At 57.3% G+C, this 15402-nt stretch carries 15 protein-coding genes; 5 read left to right on the plus strand and 10 right to left on the minus strand.

Annotated elements, in window-relative coordinates; translation table 11 throughout:
* Positions 1-43: 43 nt before the first annotated feature.
* From ACQG03_RS14335 to ACQG03_RS14345, 3 genes are read right to left on the minus strand one after another with little or no spacing between them, the layout of a single operon-like run.
* Positions 44-514, minus strand: a complete 471-nt coding sequence (locus ACQG03_RS14335; RefSeq protein ID WP_015572337.1) for a DUF1456 family protein — start codon at positions 512-514, stop codon at positions 44-46.
* 46 nt (positions 515-560) lie between these two features.
* Entirely contained in the window at positions 561-1280 is a 720-nt protein-coding gene (btsR, locus tag ACQG03_RS14340) for a two-component system response regulator BtsR (RefSeq protein ID WP_022648676.1), read from the minus strand.
* Positions 1274-2959 (minus strand): sensor histidine kinase, encoded by a 1686-nt coding sequence (locus tag ACQG03_RS14345; protein ID WP_003859271.1) that lies wholly within the window; start codon positions 2957-2959, stop codon positions 1274-1276. The genes btsR and ACQG03_RS14345 overlap by 7 nt, the downstream gene beginning before the upstream one ends.
* A gap of 218 nt (positions 2960-3177) precedes the next feature.
* Here ACQG03_RS14345 and mlrA point away from each other — a divergent pair, with 218 nt between their 5' ends.
* Together mlrA and ACQG03_RS14355 are read left to right on the plus strand one after the other, a co-directional pair.
* On the plus strand, positions 3178-3918 hold the full coding sequence (mlrA, locus tag ACQG03_RS14350) for an HTH-type transcriptional regulator MlrA (RefSeq protein WP_022648677.1): 741 nt from the start codon (positions 3178-3180) through the stop codon (positions 3916-3918).
* A gap of 68 nt (positions 3919-3986) precedes the next feature.
* Positions 3987-4100: a protein YohO gene (locus tag ACQG03_RS14355; protein ID WP_022648678.1), complete on the plus strand. Its 114-nt coding sequence runs from the start codon at positions 3987-3989 to the stop codon at positions 4098-4100.
* Here ACQG03_RS14355 and ACQG03_RS14360 read toward each other — a convergent pair.
* The 5 genes from ACQG03_RS14360 to bglX form a co-directional block, all read right to left on the minus strand.
* On the minus strand, positions 4075-4812 hold the full coding sequence (locus ACQG03_RS14360) for an ABC transporter permease (protein ID WP_022648679.1): 738 nt from the start codon (positions 4810-4812) through the stop codon (positions 4075-4077). The genes ACQG03_RS14355 and ACQG03_RS14360 overlap by 26 nt on opposite strands.
* On the minus strand, positions 4796-5746 hold the full coding sequence (locus tag ACQG03_RS14365; protein WP_022648680.1) for an ABC transporter ATP-binding protein: 951 nt from the start codon (positions 5744-5746) through the stop codon (positions 4796-4798). Before ACQG03_RS14365 ends, ACQG03_RS14360 begins: the two co-directional genes overlap by 17 nt.
* Positions 5739-6896 carry an ABC transporter permease gene (locus tag ACQG03_RS14370; RefSeq protein ID WP_063163791.1) on the minus strand — a complete coding sequence of 386 codons (1158 nt, stop codon included), beginning with the start codon at positions 6894-6896 and terminating at the stop codon, positions 5739-5741. Before ACQG03_RS14370 ends, ACQG03_RS14365 begins: the two co-directional genes overlap by 8 nt.
* Before the next feature lie 12 nt (positions 6897-6908).
* Complete coding sequence (gene osmF, locus ACQG03_RS14375) at positions 6909-7826, minus strand: glycine betaine ABC transporter substrate-binding protein OsmF (protein WP_063163790.1); 918 nt, start codon at positions 7824-7826, stop codon at positions 6909-6911.
* 136 nt (positions 7827-7962) lie between these two features.
* Positions 7963-10260, minus strand: a complete 2298-nt coding sequence (bglX, locus tag ACQG03_RS14380; RefSeq protein ID WP_063163789.1) for a beta-glucosidase BglX — start codon at positions 10258-10260, stop codon at positions 7963-7965.
* Positions 10261-10449: 189 nt separating this feature from the next.
* On the opposite strand from bglX, the gene dld reads away from it, so the two are divergent.
* Entirely contained in the window at positions 10450-12207 is a 1758-nt protein-coding gene (gene dld, locus ACQG03_RS14385; RefSeq protein ID WP_038416416.1) for a D-lactate dehydrogenase, read from the plus strand.
* 102 nt (positions 12208-12309) lie between these two features.
* Complete coding sequence (locus ACQG03_RS14390; RefSeq protein ID WP_058646977.1) at positions 12310-12864, plus strand: GNAT family N-acetyltransferase; 555 nt, start codon at positions 12310-12312, stop codon at positions 12862-12864.
* Between the two features lie 105 nt (positions 12865-12969).
* On the opposite strand, the gene pbpG is transcribed toward ACQG03_RS14390, so the two are convergent.
* Together pbpG and ACQG03_RS14400 are read right to left on the minus strand one after the other, a co-directional pair.
* Positions 12970-13893: a D-alanyl-D-alanine endopeptidase gene (gene pbpG, locus ACQG03_RS14395; protein WP_063163788.1), complete on the minus strand. Its 924-nt coding sequence runs from the start codon at positions 13891-13893 to the stop codon at positions 12970-12972.
* Positions 13894-14060: 167 nt separating this feature from the next.
* Positions 14061-14648: a Yip1 family protein gene (locus tag ACQG03_RS14400; protein WP_003859296.1), complete on the minus strand. Its 588-nt coding sequence runs from the start codon at positions 14646-14648 to the stop codon at positions 14061-14063.
* Positions 14649-14805: 157 nt separating this feature from the next.
* On the opposite strand from ACQG03_RS14400, the gene ACQG03_RS14405 reads away from it, so the two are divergent.
* Positions 14806-15378 (plus strand): DedA family protein, encoded by a 573-nt coding sequence (locus tag ACQG03_RS14405; protein WP_022648686.1) that lies wholly within the window; start codon positions 14806-14808, stop codon positions 15376-15378.
* Positions 15379-15402: the final 24 nt, after the last annotated feature.

Genomic DNA, 15402 nt, shown 5'->3' on the forward strand with positions numbered 1-15402 from the left:
AGTTTTTAGGCCGGGTAAGGCGAGGCCGCCACCCGGCTAAAAATCACCCCTTCTGGTTATGCACCCGCTGCGTCAACCCACGCAGGAAATAACGCAGAAACTGATCCCCACACTCGCGGTAATTTTTATGATCCGGCGCGCGCATCATGGCGGTGATTTCCGGCATCGACACGCGAAATTTCTGCTCGGTCATGATCGCCAGAATGTCGTCAGTTTTCAGGGAGAACGCAATACGCAGCTTTTTCAGCACCGTGTTGTTATTCACCCGACGCTCAAGCGCCAGCTCAGGCGCAGATTCATCTTTGCCGCGCTTGTCGTAGATCAGGCCGTTCAGGAAGCCCGACAGAATGATGTCCGGGCAGCGAACAAAACCCTCTTCATCTTCTTTAGTCATCCAGGTGTCGAACCCGGCGGACGTGGATTCCATGTCGGAGAGCGCAAGAATGCGCACCATGTCATTATTGTTCGCTTTCAGGGTGTAGCGCAGGCTACGAAGAATATCGTTACTTAGCATAGAGCCTTCGAATGTCGATGATGCAATGGCGCGCAGTGTACCAGTTTTACAGCCCTATCGCCTCTTTCAAACTTTTCAGATAGCGACGACTGACGGGCACGGTTTGCCCTGCACGTAGCACCAGTTCGGCCTGGCCGTTATCTTCCAGGCGGATCTCCTTCAGGTGCGCCATGTTCACCAGATACTGTCGATGACAGCGAATCAGCGGCGTGCGGCTCTCCAGCGTGCGTAACGTAAGCTCGGTAAAGCCTTCGTTGCCTTCAGCGCTGGTGACGTATACCCCGCTCAGACGACTGCTGACAAAGGCAACGTCGTCCATTTGCAGGAGGTAAATCCGGCTGTGCCCGGTACAGGGGATAAACTTCAGGGGCTGCTGATGCTCCGGCAGCAGCGTCACGTCCTGCGCGGTACGCTCCTGGCGCAGACGGGTCAGGGTCTTTTCAAGGCGTTTCTCTTCAATCGGTTTCAGCAGATAATCAAACGCGTGCTCTTCAAACGCCTTTACCGCGTACTCATCAAAAGCCGTCAGAAAGACGATATAGGGACGGTGCTCCGGGTCGAGCATGCCGACCATCTCCAGACCGCTGATGCGCGGCATCTGAATATCGAGGAACAGCACGTCCGGGCGCAGTTTATGCACAGCACCGATGCCTTCAATGGCATTGGCGCATTCCCCCACGACCTCAATATCACTCTGCTCCTGCAACAGGACACGCAGGTTTTCCCGTGCTAACGGCTCATCATCAACAATCAGCACTCTTAACATGCGTTCTCCTCCAGCGGCAATCGTAAGGTAATTCGGGTATAGCGGTCTGGCTCACAGGCGACGGTGATACCGCAGTCATCACCAAAATGTGCGCGCAGGCGCTTATCCACCAGGCTCATGCCCAGACCGCCTGACGCGGAGGCTTCATACAGCCCCGCGTTATCTTCAATATCCAGCACCAGATGGTGGTTAAAACGGGAAGCGGAAATCATGATTTCTCCGGTTCCCAGCAGCTGCGACGTCCCATGCTTAATGGCGTTCTCCACAATCGGTTGCAGGGTAAAGGCCGGAAGATGCTGATACGCCAGCTCATCCGGGACGGATAACGACACCTGTAAACGTGACTGGAAGCGCGCTTTTTCAATTTGCAGATAGGCGTTTACGTGCTCAATCTCGTCCGCGAGGGTGACGATCTCCGAGGGACGCTTCAGGTTTTTGCGGAAAAATGTCGACAGAAATTGCACCAGCTGCGCGGCCTGATCGCTGTCGCGGCGGATCACCGCCTTCAGCGTGTTGAGCGCGTTAAACAGGAAATGCGGATTCACCTGAGCGTGCAGGAGCTTAATTTCTGACTGCGTCAGCAGCGCTTTTTGCCGTTCATACTGCCCCGCCAGGATTTGCGCCGAAAGCAGCTGGGCGATACCCTCCCCCAGCGTGCGGTTGATGGAGCTGAACAGGCGATTTTTGGCTTCGTAAAGCTTAATGGTGCCCATGACGCGCTGGTTTTCGCCCCGCAGGGGAATAACCAGCGTAGAGCCAAGTTTGCACTGCGGATGCAGGGAACAGCGGTACGGCACTTCATTCCCGTCGGCATACACCACTTCACCCGTTTCAATAGCGCGCAAAGTGTAGGCCGAGGAGATCGGCTTACCTGGAAGATGGTGGTCGTCCCCGGTACCGGTAAACGCCAGCAACTTTTCGCGATCGGTAATCGCCACGGCCCCGATATCCAGCTCTTTATACAGCACCTGCGCCACCTTCATGCTGTTCTCCTCGTTGAATCCCTGCCGCAGGATCCCTTCCGTCGACGCCGCAACTTTTAATGCGGTGGCAGAAAATGCCGAGGTGTATTTTTCGAACATGGCGCGTTTGTCGAGCAGAATGCGCATAAACAGCGCCGCACCTACGGTATTGGTGACCATCATCGGTGCGGCAATGCTGCTGACCAGATGTAACGCATCGTCAAACGGGCGCGCGATCAGCAGGATGATCGCCATCTGCGCCATTTCCGCCACGAAGGTGATCGCCCCGGCGGTAAGGGGACTGAACACTTTATCCGGCCGTCCGCGCTTAATCATATAGCTGTGGACGAGACCACCGAGCAGCCCTTCGACAATGGTGGAGATCATGCAGCTTAGTGCCGTCATACCGCCCATCGAATAGCGGTGCAGGCCGCCGGTTAACCCCACCAGACCGCCCACGACCGGGCCTCCGAGCAGCCCGCCCATTACCGCGCCAATGGCGCGCGTATTGGCGATGGAATCCTCAATATGGAGACCAAACCAGGTCCCCATAATGCAGAATATGGAAAATACGACGTAGCAGAGGAATTTGTGCGGCAGACGGACGGTGACCTGCATCAGCGGAATGAACAGGCGCGTTTTGCTCATCAACCAGGCGATGACAAGAAACACGCACATCTGCTGAAGCAACAGCAGCACCAGATTAAACTCGTACATACTCACAAACCGCACATTCTAAAAACGCGTAACATACACTGATGGCGGTTAACTTTCTTTGAAACGTGCCAAAAAAGCGATAAATCGTGTCCGTCATCACACCTTTTGCCGGAGATAACCTGTCTTTCGTATAATCTGTACAAAAAAGAATCAAATCTTCCTGGTTCCGCAAAGTGGGTCTACAGTTAAGCTGGGGACGCGCAAGCCTGGGGGCGAAAATGGCGCTTTACACGATAGGTGAAGTGGCACTCCTGTGTGATATCAATCCCGTTACGCTACGGGCGTGGCAGCGACGGTATGGATTGCTTAAGCCGCAAAGAACGGACGGCGGGCACCGCCTGTTTAACGATGCGGATATTGACCGGATCCGCGAGATCAAAAGCTGGATCGACAATGGCGTACAGGTAGGCAAAGTGAAGTCGCTTCTGAGCCAGGACGATCCTGATACGCAGCATCTCTGGCGCGAGCAGCAGGAAACGCTGCTGAGGCTGTTGCAGACCGGCAATTTGCAGCGTCTGCGCGGCTGGATCAAAGAACAGGGTCGAGACTACCCCGCGCAAACCCTGATCACCCATCTTTTTATTCCCCTACGGCGTCGGCTTCAGTGTCAGCAAACCACCTTACAGGCACTGCTCAGCATGCTTGATGGCGTGCTGATTAACTATATTTCCGTCTGTCTTGCCTCAGCGCGGAATAAAAACAGCAAAGATGCGCTGGTGATCGGCTGGAACGTCCACGATACCACCCGGCTGTGGCTCGAAGCCTGGATTGCCACCCAGCAGGGCTGGCGCGTTGACGTGCTTGCACACTCCCTGGCACAGCTCAGGCCGGAACTGTTTGAGGGGCAGACGCTGCTGGTCTGGTGTGGCGAAGTCCCCTCCGCTTCCCAGCAGCAGCTCCTGACGGAATGGCGCGAACATGGTTATCCCGTTTACTCGCTGGGGCCAAATGCGTTGTAACGCATTTAATGGTTCATTAACAGCTGCGCTTCACCGTATAATTGTTCCGTTAACAACAGGAGCACATGATGAAGGCAACGAAACTGGCCGTAATTACCCTTTTTGCACTGATGGCCGTCAGCGGTATCGGTGGCGTTATGCTTGCAGGTTACTCGTTTATTGTTCGCGGCGGTGTTGGCTGAGGTATCCGGCCAGGCGTTCAAACAGGCGATCCACCACAATCGCCGCCAGCGCAACCAGAACCGCCCCCTGAATAATATAGGCCGTGTTAAACCCGCTTAACCCGATAATGATCGGCGTCCCCAGCGTATTGACCCCGACCGTCGATGCGATGGTTGCCGTACCAATGTTGATGATCACGGACGTCCGCACACCGGCAATAATCACCGGTGCGGCCAGCGGCAGTTCAACCTTCAGTAGCCGCTGCCAGGCGCTCATTCCCATCCCTTCCGCTACGCTCAGCACCGATGCAGGCACCGCCGCAATGCCCGCCAGCGTCCCTTGCAGAATGGGCAACACGCCGTACAAGATCAGCGCAATGATGGCAGGCTCCTGCCCAAAACCGATCGCCGGCACGGCAATCGCCAGCACGGCCACCGGCGGGAAGGTCTGCCCCGTTGCGGCGATGGTCTCCACCAGCGGACGGAACTCCCTGCCCGCAGGCCGCGTCACCGCAATACCGGCACCTGTGCCCAGCACGATGGCAATCACGCTTGACGCCGCTACCAGCCAGAAGTGCGCCAGGGTGAGATTAACAAAGCTCTCCTGCTGGTACACCGGGCGCGGCAGCCCGGGAATAAGCGCATTAAACAGCGCCGCGCTGTGCGGCATCAGGTAGAGTAAGGCGATAAACAGCCCTGTCAGCCAGAGTAACGGATCACGGACCCACTTCACGCGTCACCTCCCCCGCCAGCAGATCGCGAAAATGGATCGTCCCGCATGGTGTCCCCTGCCCGTCCGCAACGGGTAACACCTCACACTGCCGGGCGACAAACGCCGAAAGGGCATCGCGCAGGCTCATCCCGTCATGCAGCGGTTCACCACCGATTTGCGCATCCTGCGGACGCAGATAGTCCCTGACGGTGCGCAGCGAGAGCAGCCTGACACCCAGCTCGCTGCGGCCAAAGAACTCACGCACAAAATCGTTTGCCGGCGACGTTAACAGCTCAAGCGGCGTACCCTGCTGGACGACTTCGCCGTGATCCATCAGTACCAGACGATCGGCCAGCCGCAGTGCTTCGTCGATATCATGCGTCACCAGCACGATGGTGCGCCCGAGAATACGGTGGATGCGGCTCATCTCGGCCTGAAGTGCGCCGCGGGTGACCGGATCCAGCGCGCCGAAGGGCTCATCCATCAGCAGTACCTGCGGGTTAGCGGCCAGCGCGCGCGCCACCCCGACCCGCTGCTGTTGTCCGCCGGAAAGCTGGTGCGGGTAGCGGTCGCGAAGCGACGCGTCCAGGCCCAGCAGCGCCATCAACTCGTCGACACGCTCATTGATCTTCCCCCGGGACCATTTTTCCAGCTGTGGCACGGTGGCAATGTTCTGCGCCACCGTCCAGTGGGGAAACAGGCCGATGGACTGAATGGCGTAGCCCATACGCCGCCGCAGCTCCAGCACCGGCAGGCTGCGGATCTCCTCTCCGGCAAAGCGAATCGTCCCGCTGTCGTGCTCCACCAGCCGATTGATCATCTTCAGCGTCGTCGATTTTCCCGACCCCGACGTCCCGATCAATACCGAGAACGCCCCCTCGGCAAAATGCAGATTGAGATGGCTTGCCGCCGGACGGCCCGCAAAGGTTTTACTCACATCATGAAATTCAATCATTGGCTCTTCTCCTGAGCAGCGCGAGCCACAGGGCAAACAGGGCATCCAGAACGACCGCCAGCGCAATCGTGGGCACAACGCCCAGCAACACCAGATCCAGCGCGCTGCTGAGCAGCCCCTGGAACACCAGCGCCCCAAAGCCGCCCGCCCCGATCAGCGCGGCAATTACCGCCATCCCAACGGTTTGCACCGTCACCACCCGCAGGCTGCGAACCAGCAGCGGAAGCGCAAGCGGCAGCTGTATTTTCCAGAAACACTGGCGCGCACTCATCCCCATCGCATGGGCGCTTTCCAGCACGTCGGGCGGAACCTGGCTTAACCCCGCCACCACGCCGCGCACCAGTGGCAGCAGCGCATACAGCACAAGGGCAATCAACGCCGGGGTCAGCCCGGTTCCGGCAATGCCTGCCGCGGCCAACGCAGGGAAGGATTTAACCAGACCGGCGAGGGGGGCAATCAGCAGGCCAAACAGGGCAACGGAGGGGATGGTCTGAATAACGTTGAGCACGGTAAAGACGGCACCCTGGCGGCTGGGATGTCGGTAGCACCACATGCCCAGCGGCACGCCCAGCAGCAGCGCCGGGACCAGCGTCCCGAACAGGATCGTCAGATGTTGCGCCAGCGCGTTGTCAAACACCTCCTGGCGGTTGACGTACTCTTTTAACAGCGAGAGTTGATTCAGATCGCCGCTGAAGAGGATCAGCAGGGGGATAACCCAGAATTGCGCGTTCAGCAGCCAGCGCCACACAGGTATCGGCGTCAGGCGGCGAATGGCATCGCTACAGGCCAGCAGGCAGAGTGCCAGCCACAGCCACAGGCCGCTGCCAATCGACGTGCGCGCCAGCGGGCTTTCAACCGAGGCCATCTGCGTCGCCGCCTGTCCCGCGCTCCAGAACAGTACGATAAACAGCGCTTCGCTGAGCAGAAGCGTCAGCCACAGCGCGGTTCGCCCCGGCCAGAAGGCTAAGACTACGGTACTCGCCAGCGCCGCGCCCAGCAGCAGCGGCGTAAATGCCCAGATCTGCCACAGCGCGCGCGGTTCGCCCGACACCAGACGGTTTGGCGCGACATTCACAAAAGGTAACGCGACCGCCACGATGGCCATACAGACCAACAGCAGCAGGACGCGGTTATGACATTTTATTGGCACAGCCTTATCCCGTTACTTCACAAGCCCTTGTTGTTTCAGGAAGTCGGCAGCCACTTTTTTGGCATCCAGCCCCTCTACGGCAATGCTGGCATTCAGCTGTTGCAGCGTTTTCGCATCCAGTTTTTCAAACACCGGTTTGAGCCAATCGTCGATATCCGGGTAGGCTTTCAGCACCGCCTCGCGCACGACCGGGGTTGGGGCGTAAATTGGCTGAACGCCTTTCGGGTCGGTCAGAGTTTGCAGACCAAGCGCCGCGACCGGGCCGTCAGTGCCGTAAGCCATCGCCGCGTTGACGCCGGAGGTTTTCTGCGCCGCCGCCTTAATGGTCACCGCCGTGTCGCCGCCCGCCAGAGAAAGTAGCTGTGCCTGATCGAGCTTGAAATCATAAGCTTTTTCAAACGCTGGCAGGGCATCAGCGCGCTCGATAAACTCTGCCGAGGCCGCGAGCTTAAACTCGCCCTTCTCTTTCAGGTAGCGGCTGAGATCGTCAAGCGAGGTGAGCTTGCCTTTCTCGGCGATATCTTTGCGCACCGCGATGGTCCAGGTGTTGTTGGCCGGTGCCGGCGTAAGCCAGACCAGCTTATTTTTTTCCGCGTCCAGCTTTTTGACTTTTTCGTACCCGGCTTTGGCATTTTTCCAGGCCGAATCGTTTTCATCCTTGAAGAAGAATGCCCCGTTGCCGGTGTATTCCGGGTAGATATCCAGCTCGCCGGAAGTGATAGCACCGCGCACGACAGGCGTGGTGCCAAGCTGCACTTTATTGACCGTTTTCACGCCGTGGCTTTCGAGCACCTGCAAAATGATATTGCCGAGCAACGCGCCCTCGGTATCAATTTTGGAACCCACCTTAACCGGCTCTGCGGCCTGTAACGGCAGGCTCAGCGCCGCCAGTAGCACCGCCGACCCTGTTATCCCCTTAATAATCGTCATTCTACTTTCCTCATTATTTTGTGGCCTTTTTCATAGGCTTGAGAGAAAAGCGTAGCTTAAAACAGTGAATTTAACCGTTTTTCGTACCAGATGAGAGGCATCCCCCGCCAGGCGGGGGATGGGGAGGAAGGTAAGATTATTGGAGTTCGAACTCGGCTTTGTTCACGCGGGCGGAATCCACGCCGATGAAGACGTTGAATTTGCCAGGCTCGGCATCGTATTTCATCTGCTGATTCCAGAACTTCAGCGCATTTACGTCAATCGGGAAGCTGACCGTTTTGGTTTCGCCCGGTTTCAGGTTGACCTTTTCGAAGCCGCGCAGCTGTTTCACCGGACGGCTCATGGAGGCCGTGACATCCTGAACGTACATCTGGATCACCGTCGCGCCTTCGCGTTTGCCGCTGTTGGTCACTTCCACGCTGGCGGTCACTTTGCCGTCACGCTTCAGGGTCGGCGCCGACATTTTCACGTCAGAGACCTTAAACGTGGTGTAGCTCAGGCCATAGCCAAACGGATAGAGCGGGCCGTTAGCCTCGTCGAAGTAACGGGACGTGTACTTGTTCGGCTTGTCGGCGTTGTACGGACGACCGGTGTTCAGGTGGCTGTAGTAAACCGGGATCTGCCCGACGGAGCGCGGGAAGGACATCGGCAGCTTGCCGGACGGGTTGTAATCGCCAAACAGCACGTCGGCAATGGCGTTACCGCCTTCGGTACCGGCGAACCAGGTTTCCAGAATGGCGTCAGCCTGCTGGTCTTCTTTCACCAGCGCCAGCGGACGCCCGTTCATCAGCACCAGCACCAGCGGCTTGCCGGTGGCTTTCAGGGCCGCGATCAGGTCACGCTGGCTTTGCGGGATCGTGATGTCGGTCCGGCTGGAGGCTTCGTGCGCCATCCCCTGCGCTTCACCCACCACGGCGACCACCACGTCGGACTGCTTCGCGGCGTTAACCGCTTCGTCGATCATCTCTTTCGGCGTGCGTGGATCCACCTTCACCGCTTCCTCATACTGGTTGAGGAAGGTCACGATGTCTTTATCGTCGGTGACGTTTGCGCCTTTGGCGTAAACCACTTTTGCATTATCACCCACAGCGCTCTTAATGCCTGTCAGCACGGTAACGGACTGATCCGCCACGCCTGCGGCGGACCAGCTGCCCATGACGTCACGCTTGCTGTCGGCCAGCGGACCGACCACGGCAATGGTGCCGGATTTTTTCAGCGGCAGCGTGTCGAGACGGTTTTTCAGCAGCACCAGGCTTTCGCGCGCCACTTCGCGGGCTTCTTTGCGGTGCAGGCGGCTTTCAGCATTGGTGTCTGCCGGGTCAGACTCCTTCGGCCCCAGATGGCTGTAAGGATCGTTAAACAGCCCCATGTCATATTTCACGTTCAGCACGTGGCGAGCGGCATCGTCCAGCTCCGCCATCGTCACCTTGCCGCTCTTCACCAGCCCCGGCAGGTATTTGCTGTAGTATTCGTCGCTCATGCTCATGTTGATGCCGGACTTGAGCGCCACGCGTACCGCATCTTCCGGGTCAGACGCTGTGCCGTGCTTGATCAGCTCTTTAATCGCCCCGTGATCCGAAACGGTGATGCCCTTGAAGCCCCACTGGTCGCGCAGCACATCTTTCAGCAGCCACGAATCGGAGGTGGCAGGCGTGCCGTTGAGAGAGTTCAATGCCACCATCACCGCGCCGCTGCCCGCGTCCAGCCCCGCTTTGTACGGCGGCATATAGTCGTTAAACAGGCGCTGCGGACTCATGTCCACGGTGTTGTACTCTTTGCCGCCTTCCACCGCGCCATAGGCGGCGAAGTGCTTGACGCTGGTCATCACCGAGTAACGATCTGCCGGACTTTTGCCCTGCATCGCTTCCACCATGGTTTTGCCCATCGTGGCGGTTAACCAGGTATCTTCACCAAAGCCCTCCGAAGCACGGCCCCAGCGCGGATCGCGGGAGACGTCTACCATCGGCGCCCAGGTCATGTTCAGGCCGTCGTCTGCGGCTTCATATGCCGATACGCGCCCGACGGTTTTCACCGCATCGAGGTTAAAGGAGGAGGCTAAGCCGAGGCTAATCGGGAAGACGGTACGCTGGCCGTGCACCACGTCGTAGGCGAAGAACAGCGGAATTTTCAGGCGGCTCAGTTCCATCACCTGATCCTGCATTTTGCGGATATCCTGGCGGGTAACGGTGTTAAAAATGGCTCCTACCTGCCCGTCTTTGATCATCTCGCGAATGGCTTCTTTCGGGTTATCCGGGCCGACGCTGATCAGGCGCAGCTGGCCGATTTTCTCATCGACCGTCATCTTTTTGAGTAAATCCGTGACAAAGGCGTCGCGGGCTTCAGGCGTGAGCGGGTGATTACCAAACAAATCCTCTGCCAGCGCAGGTTGCAGCGCCAGGCTGACGGCGACACCTACATAACATAGCCATTTCATGTTGTTATTCTCTCTCATCAATAACCGCGGGAAGCACCCGGCCAGACCGTGCGAAAAGCGCAGTGTGCCACAAAGCCTGAAAACCTTGCAGGGTTATTCTCTGATTTTTCTCATGAATACCCGACCGCTCAACGGCTAATCGCGCTATGCTTTACAGCGAGAAATTTGCCCCACCACAAGGAGTGGAAGATGTCTTCTGTTCGAACTAACGATAACACTACTTTTATTAACGAACTGTCGCGCCTGGTTGGTCACTCTCACCTGCTTACCGACCCGGCCAAAACCGCCCGCTACCGTAAGGGCTTTCGCTCCGGCCAGGGCGACGCGCTGGCGGTGGTCTTCCCCGGTACGTTGCTCGAACTGTGGCGCGTGCTCAGCGCCTGCGTTGCGGCAGACAAGATTATTTTAATGCAGGCTGCTAACACCGGCCTGACTGAAGGCTCCACGCCGAACGGCAACGATTACGATCGTGACATCGTGATTATCAGCACCCTGCGCCTCGACAAACTGCACCTGCTGGACAAGGGCGAACAGGTACTCGCCTTCCCCGGCACCACGCTCTACTCGCTGGAAAAGGCGCTTAAGCCGCTGGGTCGCGAACCGCACTCGGTGATCGGCTCTTCGTGCATTGGTGCCTCGGTGATCGGCGGGATCTGCAATAACTCCGGCGGCTCGCTGGTGCAGCGCGGCCCGGCCTACACGGAGATGTCGCTGTTTGCCCGTATCGATGAAAACGGCAAGCTGACGCTGGTTAACCATCTGGGGATCGATCTGGGTGTAACGCCAGAGCAGATCCTCAGCAAACTTGACGATGACCGCGTGAAGGACGAAGACGTTCAGCACGATGGCCGTCACGCGCATGACCACGATTACATCACCCGCGTGCGCGATATCAATGCCGATACGCCAGCGCGCTATAACGCCGATCCGGATCGCCTGTTTGAATCCTCCGGCTGCGCGGGCAAGCTGGCCGTTTTTGCGGTGCGCCTCGATACCTTCCCGGCAGAGAAAAAGCAGCAGGTGTTTTACATTGGCACCAATCAGCCGGAGGTGCTGACGGAGATCCGCCGTCATATTCTGGCCGAGTTCACTCACCTGCCGGTGGCGGGCGAGTATATGCACCGGGACATTTATGACATCGCTGAGCGCTACGGCAAAGATACCTTCCTGATGATCGACAAGCTCGGCACCGACAAAATGCCGTTCTTCTTCACCATGAAGGGTCGCACCGACGCGATGCTGGAGAAAGTATCGCTGTTCAAACCGCACTTCACCGACCGCTTTATGCAGAAACTGGGCAACGCCTTCCCGGCGCATTTACCGGAGCGGATGAAGACCTGGCGCGATAAGTATGAGCACCACCTGCTGCTGAAAATGGCCGGGGACGGAATTGCCGAAGCGCAGAGCTGGCTCACCGAGTTCTTCAAAACTGCCGACGGGGATTTCTTCGCCTGCACGCCGGAAGAAGGCAGCAAAGCCTTCCTGCACCGCTTCGCCGCGGCGGGTGCGGCTATCCGTTATCAGGCTGTGCATTCCGAAGAGGTAGAGGATATTCTGGCACTGGATATTGCCCTGCGTCGCAACGATACCGAGTGGTTTGAACATCTGCCCCCGGAGATTGACAGCAAGCTGGTGCACAAGCTCTATTACGGCCACTTCATGTGCTATGTCTTCCACCAGGATTACATCGTCAAAAAAGGGGTGGATGCGCATGCGTTGAAAGAGCAGATGCTGGCGTTGCTGCACGAGCGTGGCGCGCAATATCCTGCCGAGCACAACGTGGGGCATCTGTACAAAGCGCCGGAGACGCTTAAACAGTTTTATCGCAAAAATGACCCTACAAACAGTATGAACCCCGGCATTGGTAAGACAACGCGGAAGAAATACTGGAAAGAGAGTGCCGAAACAGAGAAGCAAAATACGCAAGCCTCTGATGAACGCCTATAGCCAAATTTAAGAGATTGTTAAGCTCTCCTCAATCGTACTAGAGTATCTGCCTGTTGCGAGAGAAACGTTTCTCTGGCTTTCCAAACAAGGAGCGGGCAGAACATGTCGGCTGTAGAGATTTTACCCGAAACTGAAATCGAGGTGCGCGACGCCCTTCCTGACGATGCACATGCCATCTCGGCGATATACGCCTGGCATGTGCTTCATGGCCGTGCGTCGTTCGAGGAAGTTCCCCCCACCGTCGATGAGATGCGTCAGCGGATGAAGAGTGTGACCGACAGCGGTTTACCGTGGCTGGTTGCGCTGTATCGCGGCATTGTCGTCGGCTATTGCTACGCCACGTTTTATCGTCCACGCCAGGCCTACCGGTACACCCTTGAGGAATCCATCTATGTGGATGCCAGCACCACCGGGCGCGGGTTTGGTACGGCGCTGATGGATGCCCTGATTGCACGGTGTGAGCAAGGTCCCTGGCGGCAGATGATTGCTGTGGTCGGTGACGGAAACAATAATGCGGGATCGTTACGGCTGCATAAAAAACATGGCTTCGAGGTTGTCGGTCAACTGCGCAGCGTAGGGTATAAGAAGGGCGACTGGCGGGATACGTTGATCATGCAGCGTCCACTCAACGATGGTGACTGGACGCTGCCGGAGTAGGCGCTTTCGCCCGGTGGCGCTCCGCTTACCGGGCCTACGTATCGGGGCCGCTTTAGGGCCGTAGGCCGGGTAAGGCGAAGCCGCCCCCCGGCACAGACAGGCGACTCAGTCGTTCTGCGCCGTCGCCATCTGTTCCGCTTTCTGCTTTTTATACGCCAGCGCTGAAGCCGGCACCGGCTGCACTTTCCCGGTTTCAATCCAGGTGCGCAGGCGGCTGGCATCCGCAAAGTGGGTATATTTGCCGAAGGCATCCATCACCACTAGCGCCACTGGTTTACCGTTAAACACGGTGCGCATCACCAGGCAGTGCCCTGCCGCATTGGTGAATCCGGTCTTGGTTAACTGAATATTCCAGTTATCGCGATACACCAGATGGTTAGTGTTGCGGAACGGCAGCGTATACGCCGGGGTCGAGAATGTCGCCATCTCCTCACGCGTGGTGCTGAGCTGACCAATCAGCGGGTATTGCTTACTGGCGATCAGCAGCTTGGTTAAATCACGCGCCGTCGAGACGTTATGGATCGACAGACCGGTTGGCTCCACGAAATGGGTATTTTTCATCCCCAGCGCTTTGGCTTTGGCATTCATCGCGCGGATAAACGCGTCGTAACCGCCAGGATAATGGTGGGCAAGGCTCGCCGCCGCGCGGTTCTCTGAGGACATCAGCGCCAACAGCAGCATATTTTTACGGCTGATTTCACTGTTCAGACGCACGCGAGAGTAGATCCCTTTCATCTCTGGCGTGTGGCTGATATCCACTTTTAGCTTTTCGTCCAGCGGCAGTCGTGCATCAAGCACCACCATCGCGGTCATGACTTTGGTTATGGAAGCGATCGGGCGCACCAGATCCGGGTGACTGGCGTAGATCACCTTGTTGGTATTCAGGTCAACGATCATCGCGCTGCCGGACGCAATCTGGGGTTGCGCAGCAGCGGTGGCAACTGCGGGCGTTTTGGCGATGGCTGGCGCGGTAGAGGAGACGCCCAACAGTAGCGCAAGACTAAGGAGTGACACTCGAAATTTCAGCATGATGAGACTTCTGATAATGATTCACGCACGTTATGACGTACACCGCCTGTGTCGACGGATAAACACAGGCTGGCTTCGGCATCATAGCGGTCACCGTGCGTTGTCGCCAGCGGAGAATCATAACCAGATGCTGCATTGCTGGCATTTACGCCAGCAATGCAGGGGACTTAAAAGAGACGGTATCCATAACCCCAAAGAATAACTGTCAGGGCCAGTAGCGCCTCAAGGACCAGCACGCCGATGGCAAGCGTAGAGCTGGAGAAGCTCAGGCCCTCTTCTTTATTGATGTTGAGGAAGGTTGGCACTCCTACATACAGCAGATAACCGGTGTAAAAGAGGGCAACCGTACCGATCAGCGCGCACAGCCAGACCAGTGGATAGAGCGCAACAATACCGCTTAAGAACAGCGGGGTCGCGACGTATCCGGCGAAGACCATACAGTGTGCCAGCGACGGGCGTTGCGGATAGTTGCGCGCCATCCAGTGGATGACCCGCCCCATTACCGCCACCCCGGCCAGCATCAGGCCATAAAACAGAATGGCCAGGTACAGTCCGGTAAACCAGGAAAGCTGAACCACGGTGCCGTCACCAAAGTTCCAGCCTATTTGCGTAGTACCAATAAACGCGCAGACCACCGGTACCGCTGCCATCAGCAGGACGTGGTGGGTGTAGTGATGCGCGACCGTTTCGTTCTCGTTACGGATGACCTGCATTTCACGATCGGGATGGGAGAAAAGTCCCCAGACATGGTTCATAACGCCCCCTTGTTGTCGGCCCGTCAGCGATAGCTAAAGTATAATGCAGGCTTTAGATTATTTTATGTACAGTGGGAAATTTCCGTTGATTGCCGCGTGGTTGATGGATGGGGTATATGATTAACGCAGGCACAGTAAGGGAGACGACATTTACTTAATGGATATCAACGGTCTTATTGAACAATATGGATACGCCGCGCTGGTCATCGGCAGCGTGGCAGAGGGTGAAACCATCACGCTGCTGGGCGGAGTGGCCGCACATCAGGGATTGCTGAAATTCCCGCTGGTGGTCGCCGCCGTCGCACTGGGCGGTATGATTGGCGACCAGCTGCTCTACTTTCTGGGTCTGCGCTTTGGTCCGACGCTTTTACAACGTTTTGCTAAGCATCAAAAGAAAATTCGTCGTGCTCAGCGGCTTATCCAGCGGCATCCCTATATGTTTGTGATTGGCACCCGCTTTATGTATGGCTTTCGCATCATTGGGCCAATACTGATTGGCGCGAGCCGCTTACCGCCGAAAATTTTCCTGCCGCTGAACATTATCGGGGCGATTGCCTGGGCGCTGATTTTTACCACGCTTGGCTACGTGGGTGGCGAAGTGATAGGCCCGTGGCTGCATAATCTCGATCAGCATCTTAAACACTGGGCCTGGTTGATCCTGGTTGTTGCGGTGGTGATTGGGGTACGGCTGTGGCTCAAGCATCGTGAAAAGCGGCGGGATGAAGAGTGAGTGCGGCCTGCTGCCCCTCACCCT

Source organism: Enterobacter cloacae complex sp. 342H5, from assembly GCF_050030905.1.
In the GTDB taxonomy this organism is placed as follows: Bacteria; Pseudomonadota; Gammaproteobacteria; order Enterobacterales; family Enterobacteriaceae; genus Enterobacter; species Enterobacter intestinihominis.